This window comes from uncultured Thiocystis sp., from assembly GCF_903866365.1.
Taxonomy (GTDB): Bacteria; Pseudomonadota; Gammaproteobacteria; order Chromatiales; family Chromatiaceae; genus Chromatium.
The window spans coordinates 47,289-67,495 of the sequence record NZ_CAIPNF010000310.1; the positions used below are offsets into that span (position 1 = coordinate 47,289).

The 20,207-nt window shown below is 65.2% G+C and carries 21 protein-coding genes and 1 pseudogene; 3 read left to right on the top strand and 19 right to left on the bottom strand.

Annotated features, from left to right (window positions below; genetic code table 11):
* Positions 1–48: 48 nt before the first annotated feature.
* The 18 genes and pseudogenes from QZY07_RS17765 to QZY07_RS17850 form a co-directional block, all read right to left on the bottom strand.
* Positions 49–789: pseudogene (locus QZY07_RS17765) on the bottom strand (glycosyltransferase family 2 protein); the annotation flags it as partial.
* Positions 786–1,220, bottom strand: a complete 435-nt coding sequence (locus QZY07_RS17770; protein WP_295405587.1) for a 3-hydroxylacyl-ACP dehydratase — start codon at positions 1,218–1,220, stop codon at positions 786–788. The gene QZY07_RS17770 and the pseudogene QZY07_RS17765, both read right to left, overlap by 4 nt.
* Positions 1,217–2,014, bottom strand: coding sequence for a beta-ketoacyl synthase chain length factor (locus QZY07_RS17775; RefSeq protein ID WP_295405589.1), 798 nt, complete (start codon positions 2,012–2,014; stop codon positions 1,217–1,219). The genes QZY07_RS17770 and QZY07_RS17775 overlap by 4 nt, the downstream gene beginning before the upstream one ends.
* A complete protein-coding gene (locus QZY07_RS17780) occupies positions 2,014–3,228 on the bottom strand; it encodes a beta-ketoacyl-ACP synthase (protein ID WP_295405590.1) in 1,215 nt (404 codons plus the stop codon). The genes QZY07_RS17775 and QZY07_RS17780 overlap by 1 nt, the downstream gene beginning before the upstream one ends.
* 43 nt (positions 3,229–3,271) lie before the next feature.
* A complete protein-coding gene (locus QZY07_RS17785; RefSeq protein WP_295405592.1) occupies positions 3,272–5,629 on the bottom strand; it encodes an MMPL family transporter in 2,358 nt (785 codons plus the stop codon).
* 3 nt (positions 5,630–5,632) lie between these two features.
* A complete protein-coding gene (locus QZY07_RS17790) occupies positions 5,633–6,259 on the bottom strand; it encodes a LolA-related protein (RefSeq protein WP_295405594.1) in 627 nt (208 codons plus the stop codon).
* Positions 6,237–7,172 (bottom strand): lipid A biosynthesis acyltransferase, encoded by a 936-nt coding sequence (locus QZY07_RS17795; RefSeq protein ID WP_295405628.1) that lies wholly within the window; start codon positions 7,170–7,172, stop codon positions 6,237–6,239. Before QZY07_RS17795 ends, QZY07_RS17790 begins: the two co-directional genes overlap by 23 nt.
* Positions 7,169–7,465, bottom strand: a complete 297-nt coding sequence (locus QZY07_RS17800; RefSeq protein ID WP_295405596.1) for a hypothetical protein — start codon at positions 7,463–7,465, stop codon at positions 7,169–7,171. The genes QZY07_RS17795 and QZY07_RS17800 overlap by 4 nt, the downstream gene beginning before the upstream one ends.
* Positions 7,452–8,819, bottom strand: a complete 1,368-nt coding sequence (locus QZY07_RS17805; protein WP_295405598.1) for an AMP-binding protein — start codon at positions 8,817–8,819, stop codon at positions 7,452–7,454. The genes QZY07_RS17800 and QZY07_RS17805 overlap by 14 nt, the downstream gene beginning before the upstream one ends.
* Before the next feature lie 18 nt (positions 8,820–8,837).
* Complete coding sequence (locus QZY07_RS17810) at positions 8,838–9,434, bottom strand: ketosynthase (RefSeq protein WP_295405600.1); 597 nt, start codon at positions 9,432–9,434, stop codon at positions 8,838–8,840.
* 5 nt (positions 9,435–9,439) lie between these two features.
* Positions 9,440–9,721, bottom strand: a complete 282-nt coding sequence (locus tag QZY07_RS17815) for a phosphopantetheine-binding protein (RefSeq protein WP_295405602.1) — start codon at positions 9,719–9,721, stop codon at positions 9,440–9,442.
* A gap of 102 nt (positions 9,722–9,823) precedes the next feature.
* On the bottom strand, positions 9,824–10,579 hold the full coding sequence (locus tag QZY07_RS17820; RefSeq protein ID WP_295405604.1) for a class I SAM-dependent methyltransferase: 756 nt from the start codon (positions 10,577–10,579) through the stop codon (positions 9,824–9,826).
* A gap of 12 nt (positions 10,580–10,591) precedes the next feature.
* Positions 10,592–11,689, bottom strand: coding sequence for a hypothetical protein (locus tag QZY07_RS17825; RefSeq protein ID WP_295405606.1), 1,098 nt, complete (start codon positions 11,687–11,689; stop codon positions 10,592–10,594).
* A 49-nt stretch (positions 11,690–11,738) separates the two neighbouring features.
* Positions 11,739–12,563, bottom strand: a complete 825-nt coding sequence (locus tag QZY07_RS17830; protein WP_295405608.1) for a MipA/OmpV family protein — start codon at positions 12,561–12,563, stop codon at positions 11,739–11,741.
* 77 nt (positions 12,564–12,640) lie between these two features.
* Complete coding sequence (locus tag QZY07_RS17835; RefSeq protein WP_295405611.1) at positions 12,641–13,303, bottom strand: ABC-type transport auxiliary lipoprotein family protein; 663 nt, start codon at positions 13,301–13,303, stop codon at positions 12,641–12,643.
* Entirely contained in the window at positions 13,291–14,430 is a 1,140-nt protein-coding gene (locus tag QZY07_RS17840; RefSeq protein WP_295405613.1) for an MlaD family protein, read from the bottom strand. Before QZY07_RS17840 ends, QZY07_RS17835 begins: the two co-directional genes overlap by 13 nt.
* A 348-nt stretch (positions 14,431–14,778) precedes the next feature.
* Positions 14,779–15,516, bottom strand: coding sequence for an ABC transporter ATP-binding protein (locus QZY07_RS17845; RefSeq protein WP_295405615.1), 738 nt, complete (start codon positions 15,514–15,516; stop codon positions 14,779–14,781).
* A gap of 12 nt (positions 15,517–15,528) precedes the next feature.
* Positions 15,529–16,350 (bottom strand): ABC transporter permease, encoded by an 822-nt coding sequence (locus tag QZY07_RS17850; protein ID WP_295405617.1) that lies wholly within the window; start codon positions 16,348–16,350, stop codon positions 15,529–15,531.
* Between the two features lie 486 nt (positions 16,351–16,836).
* On the opposite strand from QZY07_RS17850, the gene QZY07_RS17855 reads away from it, so the two are divergent.
* Positions 16,837–18,405 (top strand): GAF domain-containing protein, encoded by a 1,569-nt coding sequence (locus tag QZY07_RS17855; protein ID WP_295405618.1) that lies wholly within the window; start codon positions 16,837–16,839, stop codon positions 18,403–18,405.
* A 429-nt stretch (positions 18,406–18,834) separates the two neighbouring features.
* On the opposite strand, the gene QZY07_RS17860 is transcribed toward QZY07_RS17855, so the two are convergent.
* On the bottom strand, positions 18,835–19,077 hold the full coding sequence (locus tag QZY07_RS17860; protein ID WP_295405620.1) for a hypothetical protein: 243 nt from the start codon (positions 19,075–19,077) through the stop codon (positions 18,835–18,837).
* A 4-nt stretch (positions 19,078–19,081) separates the two neighbouring features.
* Here QZY07_RS17860 and QZY07_RS27530 point away from each other — a divergent pair, with 4 nt between their 5' ends.
* Together QZY07_RS27530 and QZY07_RS17865 are read left to right on the top strand one after the other, a co-directional pair.
* Positions 19,082–19,156 carry a DUF4160 domain-containing protein gene (locus QZY07_RS27530; RefSeq protein WP_363184443.1) on the top strand — a complete coding sequence of 25 codons (75 nt, stop codon included), beginning with the start codon at positions 19,082–19,084 and terminating at the stop codon, positions 19,154–19,156.
* A 467-nt stretch (positions 19,157–19,623) separates the two neighbouring features.
* Positions 19,624–20,097 (top strand): Uma2 family endonuclease, encoded by a 474-nt coding sequence (locus QZY07_RS17865; RefSeq protein ID WP_295405622.1) that lies wholly within the window; start codon positions 19,624–19,626, stop codon positions 20,095–20,097.
* The last annotated feature ends 110 nt before the right edge of the window (positions 20,098–20,207 follow it).

Consider the following 20,207-nt stretch of genomic DNA (forward strand, 5'->3'; position numbering starts at 1 on the left):
GCATCGTACTTGAGGTTCGAGCGGGTCACATCGCGGACGGCTTCGCCAGCCCAGCGAGCGCAGCAGGCCCAAGGGGTACATGCCGCGGCGCAGCAGCTTGCCGCCGACCAGCCGCACGATGCTCCAGGTATCGCGCCAGGGCCGGTAATGACTAGGACGCAGATCCTGGTGATAGCAGGTCGCGATGGCGACGTGGCGCACCCTGGCGCCGGCGGCCACCGCATCGATCAACAGCTCGGTTTCATAGGCGAAGCCCTGATTGCCGCGCGGTCGCGCAATCAGCCGCGCGAGAATCCCGGCGGGATAGAGCCGGAAGCCGGACTGCGTGTCCTCGATCCGCCTCCCACAGGCCCAGGAGATCCAGAAATCGGCAACCTCGTTGGCGAAGCGGCGCAACGGCGGCGCCTGTTCGCGGGCCTCGGTGCGGGCGGCGATGACGATGGCGTCCGGATCCAGCGACGCGGCCTGAAGCAGGCGCGGGATGTCGCTGGCACTGTGCTGACCATCGCCATCCATGGTGACAATCCGTTGCGCGCCGCTGGCAAGGGCATGGGCGATGCCGCGCTGGAGGGCAAAACCCTTGCCGAGATTGGTCTGGTGCTGGAGCAGTTCCAGCGGCGGATTGGTGCCTTCGCGCAACGACGCGCGCACCAGCTCGGCGGTGGTGTCCGTGGAGCCGTCATCGACGACGATGACCCGGTCGACAGCTTGCCCGCGGACGGCCGCGACGACCTCGCGGATGGTCCGCGCCTCATTGAAGGCCGGGATGATCACGCTGGTGTCTGTCATGCCATGCCTCCGGCGCCCTGCATCAGCGTGATGCGGCCACGCGCGCAAGACTGGCCAGCAGCAGTCAGCTCGAAATGGTAGATCACGTTGACGCCGAGGCGGGCATCCAAGCGCGCCGCGACCTTCAGCGGCGCGGCCAGTTGATCGAGTCGCGAGACGGTCAGTTCCAGGTCACGGATCGCTCCCAGCAGCAGGACCGGACCTGCGTCGAGTGCCGTGGAGAGCACGCCATGCACGGCCGCCGCCTGAGCCGCATATTCAACGCCATGAACAGCGGACAGAGCGCCATGACGGCGGAGTGGATTGGTCGGCAACTGGTGCGAGGATGTCGCGCAGAGAATGGATTGCCCGTCCCATTCAAGCACCTCCTCCAGCAGACACATGCCGCCCGCATGCGGGAGCCGGGCGTAGATGTCGTCCAGCATGCTCATGCGCCTCGGCTCAGACGCACATCAAGCCGCAGATCCGGCCAGTAGGGCAACTGAATGGCGGCATCCTGGTCGGCGGCGATGGCCGTCAGCAGCGGCAGTGCGCGGGCCGCCGGATTCCTCCGACGCATGGCTTCCAACTCCGGGTTTCGCATTGGCGTTTGGGTGTTTCCATCATCGGCGGCGCGGAGCGCCAGATCGAGCCTGACCAGCGCCGTGTCCGGCGTCGCCGGTTCCAGCAGCAGCGCGCAGGCAAAGGCGCAGCCAAAGGGTCGATGAGGATGCAGCAGCTCCGGCGCGGGCTGGTCGAAGGCGACCAACAGCGCCGGACCAGCGGTGCAGATCACCTGAGTGGCCGCTTCCAGCAAACCGGCGGCAAAACTTCCGTCGCCGGCCGCGAGACTCGTGGATGGCTGTCGACAGCCCTCGGCGATGGACCAGTAACCAGCGACGGCATTGTGCACCGAATTTTGGAAGACGGTCGGCGAGGGCGGAAAGCAGTGCTGAAAGATGTCGCGGCAAAGGCTGTCGATCAGGCTCATGTCGCCATCGGATGAGGCGAAGACGCTGCTCAGTCGGGCGCGGTCAGTGTCCGTCGTTGCCTGGCGGGCCGCATCCAGTGCGAGCCGGGTGGCGAGAGTCGCGCGGCGGGCCTCGTTGGCAGGCAATCCGAGCAGTGGCCGCGCCTGGATTGGCGCGGTGACATAGGGTCGCTCGCCACGCAGCACGGCGCGAGCGCTGGTCCAGTCGGTGAGCCCCGGCCCGACGATCCCGACCTCGCGCAGCGCGACACGCATCAGATTCGTCCGAACACCAGGGCGCAATTGTTGCCGGCAAAGCCGAATGAATTGCTCAACGCCCGCATGATGGGTTGCCGCCGACTGCGACGGATCGGTCGCACCGACAGCGCGGGGTCGAGCGTCGTCGTGTTCAGTGTGCCGGGCAGCAGTCCATGCTGTAGACAGAGCAGCGACAGCACGGCTTCGACGGCGCCGGATGCGCCCAGGGTATGGCCGGTCCAGCCCTTGGTCGCGCTGGCGATCGGGGCGGCGCCGAAGACCGCCGTCACCGCCCGATCCTCGGACAGATCGTTGGCCGGGGTGCCCGTGCCGTGCAGATTGATATAGTCGATCTCGCCGGCGGTCAGGCCCGCGCTTGCCAGTGCCGAACGCATCGCCAGTTCGGCGCCGATTCCGTCGGGATGGGGCGAGGTGATGTGGTAGGCGTCAGTGCTCTCGCCATAGCCGAGCAGCGCGAGATCCTCGCCCGCGCCGGTGAGTTCCAGCAGCGCGAAGGCGGCACCCTCGCCGACACTGATGCCAGCGCGCCCCTGTCCCCAGGGCGTGCAGGGCTGCGGCGACAGGAGCCCCAGCGCATGAAAGCCCATGATGGTCGTCAGGCAGAGCGTATCGACGCCGCCAACCATCGCCGCGTCACAGAGTCCGGCGGTCAGTGCGCGATGAGCGGCCGCGAAGGTCTTGGCGCCGGACGAGCAGGCGGTGGAGATCACGCAGGCCGGCCCGCGCAGACCGAGCCGGCGACGGCAGTAGTCGGCGAGCGAGACGTAAGCATGCGTGGAGTCGAAACGCAGGTCGTCGCCGAGTCCGGGCGTGCCCTGCTCGAAATGGCGCCGGTAACACTGCTCGGTGTGCCGGATGCCGGACGTGCTGGTGCCCAGGAACAGACCGATCCGGGTCGGACCCCAGGCATCCCGTGCCGCGAGAACCTTTGCAATGAAATCGTCGCCGGTAAGCGTCAGTTCAGCAAGGCGGTTGTTACGGCAGTCGAATTCGGCGAGATCGGCGGGCAAATGGGTGTCATCGAGTGCATCGACAATCCCGACCCACGCGGGAACCGGTGCTTCGTTCATGGTGGATGCGCGCAGTCCCGGGCGCATGTCGGTGAGCGCTTGAATGTGGTGGTTGCAGCCCTGGCCCAGCGCGGTGGTCAGGGTATAGGCGCGAACCCTGGCGGGCGCGATCGGCATGGTCGGTTGATTGATGCGTTGCATGCCTTGGCGGGATGCCTGGCTTTAATCTTTCTGTGTATTGATTCTAACCAATGGGTTCGGCCCTCGCAAGCAATAGCGACAGCGCATAGGCCAGGAAGCTACCGATGGCGACGGTGAGCCCGATCGAGTGCAGCGCCGGGATCGCCGACAGCGCCAGCATGCCGAACGCGGTAAAGGTGGGAACCGCGGCGACAGTGACCGAAAAGAGCGTGCGCAGACGCTCGGCGGCATCGCTGGAGGGGCGATCCAGAAACAGGCTGTAATCGATGTTCAGCCCGGCGACCAGGATCAGCGAAACCAGATGAAATAAATTGACCTTGCCGTGGATCAGCACCAGCAGCATGAACGTCAGCGCCACGGCGATGCTGATCGGCAGCAGCACCCGCCCGAGCCGCGACCGATCGCGCAGCGCCAGCGCCAGCGCCAGGACGATGGCGAGGGCCGCGATGGGCAGCTTCTCCAGGGTCGTGTTGAAAAATCCAGTCAGCAGCCCGGCGGTGCCCTGCCGCAGATCCAGATACTGGAGCCGATGGCGCGTGGCCAGCGCCTGGAGCGCGGTCACTGCCGCCTCGCCGTTGACGCCCGCCAGCGGCACCAGGCCAAGCCAACCGCCGTCGAACGGCTGCAACAGCATTGCCGCGCGCGTCGAGATCGGACCGTTGGCGAGATCGGCGGTCCGCAGTGGCGCCAAGTGCCTTGCGCGTTCCACGTCGTCGAGAAAAGGCGCGAGACGTTCGAGCCGGAAGGGCAGACCCGCATTGGCGACCGCCAGCGTCGCGGCTAGCGACGCGCGCTCCGGCAGGGCGGCCTGGCGCGCTTGCTGGGCACCGGGGCTCGGCAGCCAGCGGGCGAGATTGTCGCTACCGGCGAGCAGTCCCCGCGCTTCCAGTTGCCGCAGATCGGGGAGCGCCGCTTCCAGGCGTTCCAGGACGCCCGCTTCATCGTCGGCCACGGCATAGAGCAGACGCGCCACGTCCGAGGCGCCGAGCTGGGCGCGGATCGCACTGTCTTTCTCGATCTCGGTGGCGGGAACGGTGCTCAAGCGGCGGAGATCCGTTTCCCAGGGACTGCCCTGCGTCAGCAACACCAGGCCGAGCCCGGTCAGGCTGGCCAGCAGGAGCCAGGCGCCGACGCGCGGCGACCAGTGCGGTAGCCGCGCCTGGAGCGCGACGGGCCAGCGCTGTTCAGGCAGCCGATAGCTCGTCGGGATCAGTTGAGGCAGCAGGTAGCAGGAAGTCAGGGCGGCGGTGATCAGACCGGCGGCCGCGAGAATGCCAAGCTGCGACAGACCCTCCAGACTGGTCCAGGCGAGCGCCGCATAGCCAAGGACGGTGGTGGTCATGCCCAGTAACAGCGTGCGCCAGATCGGCTTGGCGTAGCTGGCGCCGGTGCCAGCGACATGGGCATAGACATGGACCGGATAATCCATCGCGACCCCAAGCAACGTGCTCCCCAGTGCGAGCGTGATGCCGTGGACTGAGCCGAACAGCCATGACACCAGCGCCGTGCCCACCATGACTCCGCTCAACAGCGGCAGCAACCCCAGCAGCACCAGCGTCGTGGAACGGAACGCGAGCGCGAGGATGATGACCACGATGACATTGGCGCCGAGGCTGAACGCCACGGTTTCGGTCTTGATCCGCTGCTCCGAGCTCACCGCGAAATAGCCGGGGCCGGCGAGTTCCAGCCTGAGACCGGCGCTCTGCGGCAGGGCCGCGAAGTCGCCGCGGATGCGCTCCACCACGCGCCGTTGTACGGCCAGATCCGAGGCCCGCGCAGCGGTGACGACGACCAGCAGTGCATGGCGTTCGTCCGGGCTGAACCAGACCCCATGCTGGCGGTTCGGAACCTGACTTGGCAGCAGCGAGCGCAGCAGTTGGCGGTAGCAAGCGGTGGGATCGGCGGCGAGGTGTGGCCTGTCGAGCATGGCCACGCCCGAGGCCAGCTCGGCCAGCCGCGCCTCCAGTGCGGCGTGCAGCGCTGGCGCGGCGAGCGCATCGACACAGGCGTCTGGCGGACCAATCAGATAGCGGTAGCCGAACAGGACGGCATCGGGGGCGGATGTCGCGAGGGTCAGCTCGCCATTGATGACCTGAGTCACGCTGTCATCGCCGCGCAGTCGCGCGGCCAGTGAGCGACTCGCCGCGGCCAGTGCTTCAGTGTCGCCCGGCGCTGAGGTTGCGGTCGGAGGCTCGCCACCGATGCGCAGCAGCAGTGTGCGGGCGGCGACACCGCCTCGCACCTGCGACAACAGCACCCGATCCTGTTGCGATGCGCCCGGCGGCAGAAACTGCGACAGGTCGGTTCCCAGACGCAGGTTGAGTCCATTCCAGACCGTCAGCAGCGCCAGACCAGCGAGCCAGACCGTCAGTACCACCGCGCGCCGCGTGATCGTCGGCATCGTTCAGTTGATCTCGACCGGCTCGCGCGCCAGCAGTTGCATGCGCAGCGAGCGCTGGTCGCCGTTAGGCTCCAGAATCTCGATGGTCTCGATGGTCGCGCCATCGCCGATGATCCGAATGCGCTCGAACAGACCCGACAATGCCCCCTCCCTGCTGCCAATGTCCAAAGACCAATGCGTCTGGTCGATCTGGTAATCCAGTTGGTAGTTTGCTTGCAGCGTCGCAAGGTCACCGGCAAAGGTGGCGCGCAGTGCGCCAACCATGGCTTCCAGCGGTTTGATGTCGGAGACCATGAATTCGTTGACGACGCGCCCGCTGGAGATCAGCCGCATCCGCTCGCCGTCAAGTTCGAAGCCGTCGCCCTGATCGCTGAGACGGCGGATGCGTGCCGGAGCCTGATAGAACAGGCGACCGCGCGTGCCGAGCGGAATGTCGATCAGGGTCGATTCGACCGTTTCCTGGTAGGCCACTTCCACCCGCTTGACGCGACCGAGCAGATTCATCAGCGCCTGCGCGTCAACCGGTTGCCTGGAGGTGGCGACTGACTGGGTCGGGCAGAGACTCAATCCCAGAAAGATGAGCGACGCCGCATGACCCAATAATACGCTATGACGTCCGCGCCGAGGCATCGTCATCCTCCCAGAAGTCATAAAAATTGAACCAGTTGTAAGGCGCCGCGCGGGTGTGGTACGCCAGCCGGTCCGCGTAACGCTGCACCCAGACATGAAGCGAGGCCTCGCGCCGCGTCCGCTCGCGCCGCTCCAGTTCGACCCGTTCCGCGAGCAATTCGAAAGAGACATCGTAGCGGTTGCCGCCGCGATAAATGCCGAAGGCCAGGATCACCGGAGCCCCGGTCACTGCCGCCAGGCTCATCGGACCGCTCGGAAAGGCCGCGCGGCGGCCGAGAAAGTCGCAGATCGCCGCCGGCTCGCCGGGCAAGCAGCGATCGCCGAGCAGCCCCACGAGACCATGCGCATCGAGACTTTCCTTGACCGCTAGCAGCGGTTGCGGCGAGGCAAGCGAGATCACCGAATCGGCAATCGTCGGGTTCAGGGCATGCAGCAGTTCGGTGATGATCCGATTGTGAGCCGGATACATCAGGATCTTGAGCGGAATGCGTGCCTCCTCGATGGCGAGCGCGCGCAGTAGCTCGAAGCTGCCGAGATGGGAACCGAGCAGCAGAAATCCCTGGCCGGCGGCGACCCGGTCGGTGACCAGTTCCGGCCGATGCAGACGGATGTCCAGCAGCTCCCGGCGTCCGGCGAGCAGGTAAACCCGATCGAGAATGGTCGCGGCAAAGCTGTGAAGGTGGCGGGCGACCTCCCGCAGCCGCGCGGGCCTGCCCAACACCTGCGTCAGGAAGCGCCGCGACGCACGCCGTTGAGGACCGGCCTTGAGCAGGAAATAGAGCGTGATCGGATAGAGCAGCGCGCGTGCCGGCGCGCGTCCCAGATGCAGCGCGATCCAGAGGATCAGACGCAGTGCCGAGCGGGTGCTGCGCTCGCGCTGGGTCGACCACTCGGTTCTCGCCCGCGCCGTCATGGGGATCGCGTCACGCTCGGTAGCAGCAGCCCCGAGCAAACCGGCTCCTGGTCGCGCAGACACCTGAAACGCACCGCCGGCCCCTGGGCGGCGGGCGCGAAGCACAGGGTCAAGGATTCTCCGGGCCTCACCGGTCGGTGGAATTTCACGATCGACACGCAGACAAGCGGGCCGTTCCAGGCGGCCAGGACGAGATCGAGCAGCAGCGACCCCGGCACGATGGGATGACCCGGAAAATGACCATCGAACACCGGATGACGCAGCGGGATGTCGATGCGCTCAGTCCGCGTCATGGGCGTCGTCATCCGGAGCGATCCGCAGCAGCCGCAGCAAATCCCGCCTGGGCAGTTTGCCGGTCTCGTTACGCGGCAGATGAGCGACAAACAGAATCTGGCGCGGATAAAAGGCCGGATCGAGGTGCCCCGCCAGACCGGCGATGATCGACGGTCGATCCAAACCGGGAGCGACGACGATCGCGGCGAGCCGCCCGACCTGGTCCTCGCCCGGTTCCAAAGCAACGAAGACGCCGTCGCGCACGCCGTCGATGGCGTTCAGCTTCAGATTCAGATCGGCCAGCGACGCACGTTTGCCAGCGACCTTGACCATCTCGGAGGCACGCCCCACCAGTCGAAAACCGCCATTGGCTTCAAACTCCAGCACGTCGGCGAGTTCCACCGGCGCGGGCAGGAAGTCGGCCATGACGCTCAGGCGCTCGCCGTCGCGCCGTGTCCGCACGCTCTCGTACCAGCGCCAGAGCGGATCGCGGCAGGTCTCGCGGCTGGCGATCGAGCCGGTCTCGGTGCTGCCGTAGATTTCGAGGACGCGCGTGGACAGACAGGACTCGACCCGTTCCGCCAGCGCCCGCGGCAGCGGCGCGGTCGCCGAGATAACCATGTCCAGATCGGGCCAGGCGAGACCGGACTCGATACAGGCGGCGAGATGGACCGGCGTCGTCACCAGGATACGCGGCGCGGGTAGGTCGCTCAGCGCGGCGCGGATGTCGGCGGGGAAGAAAGGACGCGCCGCGGCGACCTGGGCGCCGATGGCGAAGGGCACCAGGATCGACAGTTCCAGGCCGTACATATGCTGGGGCGCCACGGTGGCGACGATGCCATGCTCGGGGCGGAAGCCGAAGCGACGCGCCGCCACGCGGGCGCAGCTTACGAGGTCGCCCCAACATTTGGGGTGAGGCAGGGGGCGGCCGGTACTGCCGGAGGTGAAGATGACGAAGGCTTCGCGAGCGGCCTCGATCTGGGTCGGCGGCGCGTCGGCGGACCGATCCGCGACCGGCTCTTCGATGAGCTGGAACGGAAGCCTCAGCCCGTCCACGGGCGCGTCGCCGAGACAGGTGGCGCCGGGATAGTCGCGGGCGATTGCGTGGGCGGTTTCGACCAGTCGGTTTGGCGGGAAGAGACTGATCGCGCCGCGCATCAGCGCGGCGGCGAATCCAAGCGCGAACAGGTAGCGGTCATTGCAGAGATTGATCAGGTAACGCGATGCCGGCAGTGTCCGGCTCAGGGCCGCGGCCCCGGACACGAATGCCGCGTGGGAGATCACGCGCGCGCTCGACCCCGCGCCGGTCAGAAACAGGGGGCGGTCAGCCTGACATCCGGGCAGCAGCGGCAGTGGATCGAGCGTCTTTGTCACGGCGTCGCGCTCGCTCGGTCAGGACGAGTGGACGCGCAGCGAGCCGCGCAACGAATCGAGGAAAGAGGTGGGTTCCAGGTCGCCCAGCACCCGCCGGCGGATCGGATACTCCAGCACGAAAAGGAGTGCGATCAGCAGATAATTGATGAAATTGGCGAACAGCGACCACCAGAACGGCGAGGCGTACAGCCCCAGCAGCAGACACTCCAGCCCCAACAGGCCAAGAAACAGAGTCCAGACAAGGGTGAGACGACGCCCATAACGGGCGACCCTCTCCGGCAGCGCGCCGCGCATCCGCTCGCCGATGCTGGAGATCAGCGGGGTGCGGCCCGGCAGCAGGGTACGGCCAAAGATCCAGGCCAGACCGAGGCAGATGGCCACGGGCGGTAGCCGGGACAGCCAGTCGGCATGGCCATGCGCAGGCCCGAGAATCGCCGCGGCCAGACACAGCGGCGCGAGTGCGAGCATCAGAGGCGACCGGGAGCCGGCCAGTAAACCGCCCGCCAGCACCAGACTCAACCACAGCAGGGGGACGGCGGGGGCGTTGTACACAGCCCCAAGATGGCTGACGAGGGGGTAGGCAATCGCGAGGAAGAGAAGCACCGGCGCCAGCATCGGGATCAGTCCGTTCGTCGATCCTGAATGTACGCCGTCAGATGCGTGAGCGAGGAGAAGATCCGCTGGATCTCCGGATGATCGGAGCTGATGGTCACGCCGTACTCGCGGGTGACGGCCAGCGCGAGTTCAAGCGCGTCGATCGAGTCCAGTCCAAGACCGTCGCCGAAGAGGGCCTCGTCCGGATCGATCTTCGTGATGCCCACGTCCTCCAGCCGCAGGGCCTGGATCACCAGCCGCTCGACCTCTTCGATCGCGGGCCGCGAGGCTATCGGTTGTTCTGCCATACCATACCGCACTGTCTCTAAACCGCGTCAAGATCGCCATTATGGATTGCCCGACCGCTTGGGGCAACCGCGCCCGGCGAGACCAGCGATTCTTGTATGGCTTTATGGAACGGACGCCGTGTATTCGTTCAGAAGGGCCAACCGCACCGCGCGGGCGACGTTCTGGAATCCGGCCTCCCGCAAGGCGTCCATGACCACCTCCGGCGCCACGCATTGATCCACGGTATCCCAGTAATAGCGCATCAGCCGACGGGCTTCGCGGTTGCGCGTGACCAGGGACGCGGCCATCGGCACCAGGTCTTTCAGGTAGAACCGGGCGAGCCGATAGCCCAGCCTGGAGGTTGGCGGCACCATTTCCAGGATGAGCAGTCGGCCGCCCGGACGCAGCACGCGCGCGAATTCGGCGAAGGCGATGCCGAGGTCCGCGACGTGGCGGAGCGCGTAGCCCAGGGTAATCAGATCGACGCTCCGATCCGCCAGCGGCAGTTGCTCGGCGATCCCGGCCACCCGGTGCCGGACGCCCCGCGCGTTGGCGACGGCGAGCATTGGCAGGCTCGGGTCAAGCGCGATGACCTCGCCCTCGACACCCACCAGGGCTTGCGCATGCGCCGCCAGGACGCCGGTACCGCAGGCGCAGTCGAGCACCGATTGACCGGGCCGGATGCCGACTCGAATCATCGCGTCCCGACGATAACGCTCACCTCGGTTCAGGCTCATCCAGGCATTGATGCGATCGTAGCTCGACGCGGTGCGGTCGAACAGGCGTCGGATATAATCGACCCGGTCTTCCGCCGCCCGATAGTGGTCGGAGAGCACGGGATGCGGAGAGAGGGTCGGTTTGACTGCCGGGCGATCCATGGATGGTTCCTTCTATTTGGTGGCTGATGGGTCTTGCTGGCCGACTGGCGGATCTCTCTCGGCGCGCGCGGGATCGTCGCGATCCGGCCGTGAAACCGCGCCGTGCCCCTCGATCTCGATCTCCAGGTCACGACGACAGATCGACCCGCGCAGATAGAGGAGACTGGAATCCTCGCCGGCCCAGGCACGCAGCACGGCGTCCACCTCGCGCACCCGGTCGGGGTCGCGCAGGTAGACCTTGAGCCAAACGGGATGGAGGCGACTGAGTCGCGGGGAAAGGGCGCGCGCGCCGCGCATCACGCTGTCGAGATTGCGAATGGTCTCGCGCAACTGCCGCTGGAGTTGCCCCGGATGCATCGTGACATGGCCGACGATGCTCGCGGTGCCGGAAATGGCAAGCTCCCGCGAGTGTTGAGGGCCGTCATAGAGCATGGCGCGGACAAAGGATGGCGAGCGCCGGCCGTAGGTCAGGGGATACGCATAGGCGCTGAGCTGGCGAGGGTTTTCGATTGGCGTTCCCGGCTGGCGGCCGGCCAGCAGATGGATCGACAGGCCCGGCGCGTCGCAACCGATCGCGGTGGCCGCCGGAAAGCGGGACTCCGGCACCGCTCCCTCCGTCAAAGCCGTGGCCCGGCCCCGGCAGAACGCCTGATAACGTTCGACACCCCGCTCATAGGCGTTGATGCGGGACAGGTAGTTCCACACGCGCAGCGGATGGGGATAGCGGCTGCCGCGAACAAATGTCAGCAGGCGAGCGTAAGCCTGGTGGGTCAGGCGCGCCAAATCCGCTCCGACAGGCTCGGGAACCAGCAGATGCGCGAACAGAAAGTCCCCGCCGAACACATAGCCGATATCGTCGGCCCAGCCCGCCTCGGTGGCGTGAGGAAGGCGCCAGACCTCGTGGCCCGACGCGCGGCCCATCGGAATCGGTGGAGTACCGATCACGATGCGCCGTGGATCCGCGGGATCGCGAACATGACGCGGACCATGGCGGATCTCGGCGAGCAGACCCGGGTCCGCGCCCTCCGCATCCTCCGTCGGTTCCCGCGGATCGCTCGGCAAGAGCTGCGCGCGATTGCCAAGGCCCCGTCCGTCCCGGTCCATCTTCATCGCTCTTCGTCTTCTCCAAATACCAGGATTCATCATGGGCGATCATGGGCTATTCGGTATTCCATTCCCACTGTCTGACCTTCACCAGATCGTCGGAGCGAAACAGCAACCAGGTCACGACGAAGCCAAGGGTCCATCCGTCGCGCCGCTCGACGAGCGGACTGTCTTCGAAGACCGCCCCCCGCACATTGTCGTAGACGGCATAGAAACTGACCAGCCGATCCGGGTCGCGACGGTTCAGGCTGGCGCGAAAGCGGGTGCCGCCGAAACCGGCCTCGGCCTGGTAAGCAGGCCGCCAGGAAGTCGCGTCCGCCGGGTCGACCTGGTAAAAATAGCGATGCAGACCCGAGGAACCCCAGAGCGCCTCGCCGCTGAAGGACCAGCGCCATGGCCTGCCGAACGCATTGACCTGACTCCGATAGGAAACCCTGGGCGTCACCGCGTAGCCAACGGCATCCAGGCCGTCGCCGACCGACAACGCGAACCGGAGCGGCAGGTCGACGATCGCCGACTGGCGTTGGTTCGACGATTTCCACGCCTTATAGCGCAACATCGGACCGATCTCCAGGGTCGGATCCAGTGCGTCCATCCCGGCGCGTGCCTCATTGTCGCCGCGGACAGGCACATTGCCGTAGACGCTGACATCAAGACGCAGGCGATCGGTTTCGCTCAGGATCCCCTTGATGCCCTCCTCGTCGGCCTGGAGAGAACGGCCACGATAGACTGGCAGGATAAAGGGGTAGGGATAGATGCCGGTGGCGCTGGAGCCGCGATAATCGGGGATCTGGATGACACCCCCACCGACACCGATCTCCCAGAGCGGTAACTCCGCGGCTGGCGCGCCGGACGCGCCGACGACGAGAAGAATGAGCAAGCCCTGGCATCGCCTCATGCGCGGTGTCCTCATGTTCCGTATCGCCCTCGGCGGGGATCGTCGGAGCGGTTTTCTCGTCATGGGTCGAGCCGCCATCGCACGCCTCGCAGATCGCGCACCACCTCGCCGGCCAGACGCCCGGCAAGTCGGTTGAATGCCTCCGCCATGGCGTCCGGGGTCGCGGCCTGGACAGGCTCCTCCCCGCTGTAACGGCGGGTCCAGACCGCATGGCGGTCGCGCGCGCTGACCAGCGACAGGTTCAGTACCGCGACCACGCGCGGCGGCTGCTCGGTGGGTCGATGTTCGAAGCGTTCCACCTCGCCGCCGAGCAGATAGTCCGCCCGCGCCCGATCCGCCGGGATCGCCACGACACGACAGAGGCCGGCATCTCGAATCGCGCTGACCAGGACTTGGGACATGGCCCGCGGCACGGGGTCTTCCCAAAGCAGCTCCTCGTAACGCTCGACCCGCGGCGGCTGGCGATGATCGCGGTAGACGATCTGCCGTCCGCCAAGAAACCCCCGCGCGGCCAGATGGTTGACCTGCAGAATGGCCGGTGTCGCGGCGTTTCCAGGCGCCTGAATGGACGGCGGCGGCTCCAGGGCATAGAAACGGTCGCGCTGGAGCGGCGCGGACGAGCCGCAGCCGCCGAGGGCCAGGAGCGCCAGAGAGAGGGCATACCACCGATGACGCAGGGCGACGCGGCGCCCGGCGATGGCCAACGGGCTTACTGAAACCACGGCGTCTTCTCCTCGATTTCGCGGCGTTTGAGGATCGTCGCGGGATCGGCGCGCAGTTCGCGCGATAGGGCGGAGAGGTTGCGGGTCGCGTCCTCGATGTTGGTGAGGATCGGCGTCAGGGCGGTGGCGAGTTCCTGCAGCAGAAACTGCGTATCGTCCAGGGTGCGTTGCAGCGCGGGCCGGTTGTCCCGCACCAGTGCGCGAAGATCCACCGCCAGTTCGCCATAATTCGTCACCGCGCGTTGCAGATCGTCGGTGCTTCCGCTGAATTCCGCGGTCATCCCGGCCAGATTCTCGGACAGGGTCCGGACCGACGCCAGGATCGCCGCGATGGCCTGTGGATCGATCGACTCCTTGAGCCGTTCCGAGAGTTCCCGCAGATTCTCGAAGGCGCCCGCGAGCCGCGCGCGATTGTCGCCCTGATCCTCGCCCGTGCCGATCAGGGTCTCGATGGTCTTGATCTGATCGCGCAGACTGATCAGCGCCGGGGCGACGGTCTCGTCGACCAGGGTCTTGAGCGTGTCGGTCAGGTTTCCAACCTGGGCCAGCAGATCCGCCTCCCGCCCCTGGGCGTCGATGACCGCGCCATCCGCCAGCAGATCGAGCGCCTGCCCCGGCCGGATCTTGATGGCATCCCCTTTGAGCAGACCGGCGCTACCCAGTTGCGCGACGCTGTCGCGGGGCACCGGCCAGGCGTCCCGGATCCGCAGGGTGGCCCGAAAACAGGGGAGCGCGGGATGACGGGGAGGCGCGTCGGCGGACGGGGGGCAGTACCCAGCCCCGGCCTTGAGGGACGCGCCCTGGAGGTCGGCATCCCGCCCCGGAAACACCGGCGTCACCCGTTCCACCAGCCCGATAACATAGCCTTCCTGGATGACCTGAATCCCAACCTCCAGCCCATTGGCCTCCAGAAAATAGGCGTCCACCCGATAGCCGCGCCCGAACAGACCCGGTAGCAGCAGGGCCAGCGCGCCGACGAGGACCGCCGCCATGGTCAGCACGAACAGCCCCGCCAGAAAGAGATCCCGACGTTGCGCGCGCGCCTGGCGTTTGCCGGGCGCGCCGATTTCCGGCGGCGCGTAGAGACGCTCCAGACGGTGGCTGGATGGATCGTCGTCCACGTTCATCCTAAGTCCGGCATTTGGAACCGCAAAGGCGCAAAGGACGAAAAGAAAAAACAATGCCTTGCAATGCGCACGACAGTCACCCCTTAGGCGATTTCCGGGAAAGTCTGTACCAGAATCAAAGCTTCAAATGGACAGGATTCACAGGATGTTTCAGGATTGACAGGATTTAAAAACAACGCCTTATCATCCTGTTCATCCTGAGAAATCCTGTGAATCCTGTCCATTCCTCGTCTCTCAATGGGCAAGACGTTTGCCGGAAATCGCCTAGGTGAATCTTCTCGTCGAGACGAGACCTTAAAGTCCTTCGCGTTCTTTGTGTTCTTTGCGGTTCGACCGCGCTTTTTAGGTTCATGGTTGCCCCCAGAGGGCGGAGCGCAGTTCCAGGCGCGACGCGCTGGCGGCAGCCAGATCGGTCGCCGGTCCCTCGAACAGCAGCCGGCCGCGATCCAGCACCGCGACCCGATGCCGGGCCTCGGCCAGAATCTCCGGTCGGTTGTCGGTAGCGATGAGTGTCAGTTTGCGGTTCTCCCGAAGTTTGCCCAGTCGCTCCAGCGTCTCGCGGATGGCGGTGAGATCCAGCCCATCCGAGAGTCCGTCCCAGATCAGCAGTCGGGGCTGGTGGATCAGCGCGCGCGCCAGTTCGACCTGACGCTGCTGGCCCAGCGAGAGCGCGCGCGGCGGATGATTGTCGAGCCCGTCGAGTTGCAGCAGGGTCATCACCAGCCGCGCGGCGCGGGCCATATCCTTGCGGGTCATGGCAGTGTCGCGCAGCGGCAGCAGCAGATTTTCCAGCACCGTGGCGCTCGCCAGCAGGGAGCCGCCCTGGAGCACCGCCCCGGTCTGGTGCCGCAGACGCTGCATGGCGCGTCCGTCGAGCCGTTCCAGATCCTTGCCCAGGACCCGGACGACCCCCGCAGACGGGCGATCGAGCCCGAGAATCAGGCGGACCAGCAGACTTTTACCGGCGCCATTCGGCCCCACGACCAAGAGCCAGTCGCCCTCGGCGAGACGCAGCCGGAGATCCATGAGCGCCATGCGTCCCTTCACATGCTGATAAATCCCGTCGAGTTCCAGTGCCTCCGTCATCGCGCGCCCCGCTCAACCGCGCAGCAGCAGGATCGCGAGCAGATCCGCGAACAGGATCGCGGCGACGGCGCCGATCATGGTGCGGGTCGCGGCCTGCGCGATGCCTTGCGGATCGCGGCCCGCCGCGGTTCCGTTCACGGTCGCGATCAGCCCGATCAAGAGGGCGAAGAGCATCGGTTTGATCACCGCCTCCAGCAGATCGCCGGGGCTCAGGGCGCGGATCAGCGCATCCAGAAAGAGCGCCGGCGGCAGCTCCGCCCGGCCCCAGAGCCAGAGCCCGGTGGCGCCAAGGGTGACCAGACTCCCCCAGACCGCGAAGGCGAAACTCATCAGCAGCATCGACAGCAGCACCGGCCCCAGGGTGAAGCGGATGGGATCGATGCCGTTCGCCAGCAACCCGTCCATCTCGCCGCTGACCGTGAGCGTGGCCTGGCGCACCGCCAGCGCCACCCCGGCGCGCCCGGCCACCAGAATCCCGACCAGGATGGGCACGAACTCCATCACGACCGCATGGATGACCGAGACCAGCACCAGCCCCGGCAGATCGAACTGATCCAGAATCCTCTGGGTCTGGCGACCGAGAATCAGACCGACCGCCACGCTCGTCAGGGTGATCGCAGGCAGAATGGACAGCCCGGCCTGACGCAGCGAGGCGGCAAAGGCTGGCAGATCCAGACGCGACCGGCCGGCGAGAATGCGCAGATAGAGACCGCCACAGCTCAGGAGCGCCAGTCCGGCCAGGCCGAGACCCTCGATCCAGCCGGCGGGTCCGCGAAAGGGACGGCGCGGCTGGGTGTCGATGCGGATGGCGCGGGATGGGCGGGATTGGGTCATGAAACCGCGTCCAGTGGGATAATCGTCGTTTGTGCGTCGGTTTAGAGGAGTGTCCGGGAGGATCTTACCCGATTATCTCGGATTTACGCTCTTCTGCAGGATACGCGGATGAATCAGCTCCCCGGAACGCTCCGATGTGTAAAAATGGTCGCGCAAAGCCGAGACAACGGCAGTGGATGCCGGACGCGGCTTAGAGCCAATCCCGGAATTGCTTACGGGAAGTCTGGTATCACCAAATTGCACTCGCTCTTGTCGCTCCAACCTGACGGTTGAAGAGCCGAGTACAACTCGGCAATCCCAGGGGCTCGGCATGCCGCTGACGCGGTTTAACGATTGAATTTCGACTACTTTATATTAGATCTGTGCCGACGCCAGGTGGTTAATGCCAACCTGACGGATGGCTGAAAACGACGCATCCCATCACGCACGCCGTTTCACCGCCGGCCGATGTCTCGTCGCCGACTGGCTCAGTTTGAGGACCGATCCATGAGCGAGCTTTCACTGCAAGGTTTTCTGGCCGAGTGCGAACGCGAGCAATTGCATCGCGTCCAGGCCATCCAGCCCGACGGCGCACTGCTCGGCGGGATGACCGGCGATCCGCGGATCCGCTTTGCCAGCGCCAATCTTGCCGATTGGATCGGACAGGGGTGCGATTCGGTGATCGGCCAGCCGCTCGCGGCCATCCTGCCGGGCGTTCCGCCCCCGACCGAGACCGCTGCGGACGAGGCCTGGCTGTGGCCGTCCGCCGAAAAGCGGCTGTATCGCAATCTGCTCGGCGGTCCGCGCGGCAACCTGGACGGGCTGCTGTCCTGCAACGAACAGAACTGGCTGCTGGAGCTGGAGACCTCCCTGCCGCCCACGCGAGCGCACGAGGCCGATCGGCCGGTGCCGCATCGTCTGTATCGGATGCCCTACAACGAACTGGAATGGGAGCAGCAGTGCCAATATCTGGCCAACGAACTGCGCACCGCCACCGGCTTCGAGCGCGTCATGATCTACCGTTTCCGGGATGACGGCTGCGGCGAGGTCATCAGCGAAAGCCTGGCCGACGGTCTCTCGCCCTACCTCGGACTGCGCTATCCCGCATCGGACATCCCGCAGATCGCACGGACGCTGTATCTCAATAATCGGCACCGTCAGATCGCCGACATCGGCGCCGAGCCGGTGCCGATCAAGGGTGACGAGGGGGCGATCGCCGATCTCGCCCTGTCGGATCTGCGCGCCGTCTCGCCGGTCCATCTCGCCTATCTGCGGAACATGGGCGTCACGGCGTCGCTCTCCTTCTCGCTGATCCTGTACGGACGGCTGTGGGGGCTCATTGCCTGTCATCATCACGAGTCACGCAGCCTGCCGTTACCGGTGCGCGAGCGTTGCGCCGAGATGGCTCAAGTCTTCACGCTCTCCATCGGGGGCTATCAGAACAACCGTCGTCTGATGGAGGTGAGCGGCAGCGACCGGGAGATCTCGCGCCTGCTCGACGCCCTGCGCGATGCCGAAAGCCATCGCCGATCAACCGCGTTTGGCGCTCCCAGGTTCAATCCCGGCCCGATCCTCGGCCGCGCGCTCCTGTCGCTGGTCGCCGCCGAGGGCGCCGCGCTCGTCGACGGCAACCAGATCGTGACCTTCGGAATCACGCCCACCCGGCCGGAGATCCAGGCCCAGGTCGAGTGGCTGCGCACCGGCCTTAGCGATCAGGTCTTTTCCACCGACGCGCTACCCAATCTGTTTTACCCCGCCACGGACTATGCCGATCGCGCGAGCGGACTGCTGGCGGTGCGCGCCGGTCGTTTCGACCCTGCGGGCGGGCGTGGCGAGCGCGTCTTTCTCTGGTGGCGACCCGAGCAGCCGCGCACCGTCTACTGGGCCGGCGATCCGCGCAAGGACGTCTGCTTCGACGAGCAAAGTCAACACCTGTCGCCGCGCTCTTCCTTCGATCGCTGGATCGAGACCACCTCGGGCCATTCCGAACCCTGGACCGACAGCGACCTGCTCCGCGCCAAGAAATTCCGCAGTCTGGTGCTGCGCGCGATCAACGCCGATGTCCTGCGGGGGTAAGATGCTTTGTAACAGTTCGACATTTTCTAAATCGGAAGAGATGGCATAGTCTTTCAACCCGAGATCGATCCCGACCGCCGACGTTTGGCCGTTGTGCTGGATCGGAACCTCGATCACAACATTGAAATACCAGCGTCCCCGCGCATCCTCGGAGAACGAACCAGAGCGAAAGTCGTACTGGCTCAAGCCGTAGCTGTCCCAGACCTTGAAGAACTGGCCGTGGTAGCGCACTTGGCCGTTTTTCCAGACCGCCGATCCGGTCTTGAACGGTACCCAGCCGAGTGCCCGCTTCGGGCCGCCCGAGCACCGCCAGCGCAGCTTGTTCTTCTTGAACTGCTTGCGCTTCTTGGCGTGTTCGGCGATGACTTCCTGATTGGTGTGCGAGCGCAGCGAGGACGCGCGCTCGGCGCGCATCGCTTGCAGTGACTTTTACAGATCGAACGCGGAGGTGCCGCCATTGATCCAGCCGTCACCCGGAATTGGAATCCTGGAAAACTCGGCCGATTCCGCATTCGCGGCATTCCAGACCTGATTCACTGCAAACGCCAGTTGCCGCAACAACGTCGCGTGCTTGTCGCGAATCCGCACCGAGAGCGTTTTGGTCTGTGTTTCCATGCACGATAGAATAGAAGATCCCCGCCCTAAAAGGGCAGGGCTTGTCGTTGTGGTCATCAGGATGTACTTGATTGACCGTGAACATCCGCCGCCTCATATTCATATCAAATATGGTGACTATAGCCATCCAATGTGATATCCATACATGCCCCTTCGGTTATCCCGCATAATTAAAGGACTTTATCAAGGGGTCAGCGAGAACGTCACGTCAGATGTCCATATCAGGCCGTGATGGAACTGGAGAACCTGAATCTGATCGACGGTCACTAGGACTTGATCGGTCAGCATGTCGGGTTAGGCGAGGTGCAGACCGCGCGCATCGATCCGGAGTGGGGGTGTTTGGAGTTTCTGCATGGCCGCGTGGACATCGAACCCAAGACCCTGTACCGATACGCGGACTTTGTTGAAAACAAGCGGGCGGCTTGAGCCAAGCGCCAGCCGCACCGACGGCTCGCAAGTCGATGGCATGGCGCGGGTATCGAACAGTTGGAACAGCTAGCAAGCCTATCCGCGCGGGGGCTTTTATACCTTTCATCCTGAATATCCTGTTAATCCTGTCCATTTTTTAACGACGAGACGGCCGCGTCCGGTTCGGGTCTACTGATGCAATGGCAAGACGTTTGCGAACACCCCAACCTCCAGAACCTGCCCTTCAAGATCGAACTCAATGAAAGGGGACAGATTCTGATGTCGCCAGTCAAGGTCTATCACTCCGCGTTTCAGGGACGAATCGTCCGGCTGTTGCCCGACAACGGAGTGGTTCTTGCCGAATGCGCCATCAAAACATCGAAAGGAACAAAGGTCGCGGATGTCGCCTGGGCGTCGCGGCAACGTTTCAAGCTGATCCAACATGAGACCGAGTGTTCGATTGCACCGGAGATCTGCATCGAAGTCGCGTCAGCAAGCAACACGGATGGCGAAATGCAAGAGAAGCGGCTGCTCTACATCGAGTCAGGCGCGCTTGAGTTCTGGGTGTGCAACGAACCTGGAAACATGACGTTTTTCGACGCTCATGGCGCATTGATTCATTCCAGCCTGGTTCCAGATTTCCCAAAAACCTTTGAAATCGTTGACTAAACCGTATCCATGGCGGCGATCGGCCAAGCTTTTCAACCCAGCCGATCACTCGTAACGACAAAGACGATTCTGAGCGCGGTTTAAATCATGAAATACAAGGATCTACGCGA

Coding starts and splice junctions, on each gene's coding strand:
- QZY07_RS17770 (WP_295405587.1), bottom strand. CDS start 1,220: ATGAGCATGCTGGACGACATCTACGCCCGGCTCCCGCATGCGGGCGGC.
- QZY07_RS17775 (WP_295405589.1), bottom strand. CDS start 2,014: ATGCGTGTCGCGCTGCGCGAGGTCGGGATCGTCGGGCCGGGGCTCACC.
- QZY07_RS17780 (WP_295405590.1), bottom strand. CDS start 3,228: ATGCAACGCATCAATCAACCGACCATGCCGATCGCGCCCGCCAGGGTT.
- QZY07_RS17785 (WP_295405592.1), bottom strand. CDS start 5,629: ATGCCGACGATCACGCGGCGCGCGGTGGTACTGACGGTCTGGCTCGCT.
- QZY07_RS17790 (WP_295405594.1), bottom strand. CDS start 6,259: ATGCCTCGGCGCGGACGTCATAGCGTATTATTGGGTCATGCGGCGTCG.
- QZY07_RS17795 (WP_295405628.1), bottom strand. CDS start 7,172: ATGACGGCGCGGGCGAGAACCGAGTGGTCGACCCAGCGCGAGCGCAGC.
- QZY07_RS17800 (WP_295405596.1), bottom strand. CDS start 7,465: ATGACGCGGACTGAGCGCATCGACATCCCGCTGCGTCATCCGGTGTTC.
- QZY07_RS17810 (WP_295405600.1), bottom strand. CDS start 9,434: ATGCTGGCGCCGGTGCTTCTCTTCCTCGCGATTGCCTACCCCCTCGTC.
- QZY07_RS17815 (WP_295405602.1), bottom strand. CDS start 9,721: ATGGCAGAACAACCGATAGCCTCGCGGCCCGCGATCGAAGAGGTCGAG.
- QZY07_RS17820 (WP_295405604.1), bottom strand. CDS start 10,579: ATGGATCGCCCGGCAGTCAAACCGACCCTCTCTCCGCATCCCGTGCTC.
- QZY07_RS17825 (WP_295405606.1), bottom strand. CDS start 11,689: ATGAAGATGGACCGGGACGGACGGGGCCTTGGCAATCGCGCGCAGCTC.
- QZY07_RS17840 (WP_295405613.1), bottom strand. CDS start 14,430: ATGAACGTGGACGACGATCCATCCAGCCACCGTCTGGAGCGTCTCTAC.
- QZY07_RS17845 (WP_295405615.1), bottom strand. CDS start 15,516: ATGACGGAGGCACTGGAACTCGACGGGATTTATCAGCATGTGAAGGGA.
- QZY07_RS17850 (WP_295405617.1), bottom strand. CDS start 16,350: ATGACCCAATCCCGCCCATCCCGCGCCATCCGCATCGACACCCAGCCG.
- QZY07_RS17855 (WP_295405618.1), top strand. CDS start 16,837: ATGAGCGAGCTTTCACTGCAAGGTTTTCTGGCCGAGTGCGAACGCGAG.
- QZY07_RS17860 (WP_295405620.1), bottom strand. CDS start 19,077: ATGACCACAACGACAAGCCCTGCCCTTTTAGGGCGGGGATCTTCTATT.
- QZY07_RS17865 (WP_295405622.1), top strand. CDS start 19,624: ATGCAATGGCAAGACGTTTGCGAACACCCCAACCTCCAGAACCTGCCC.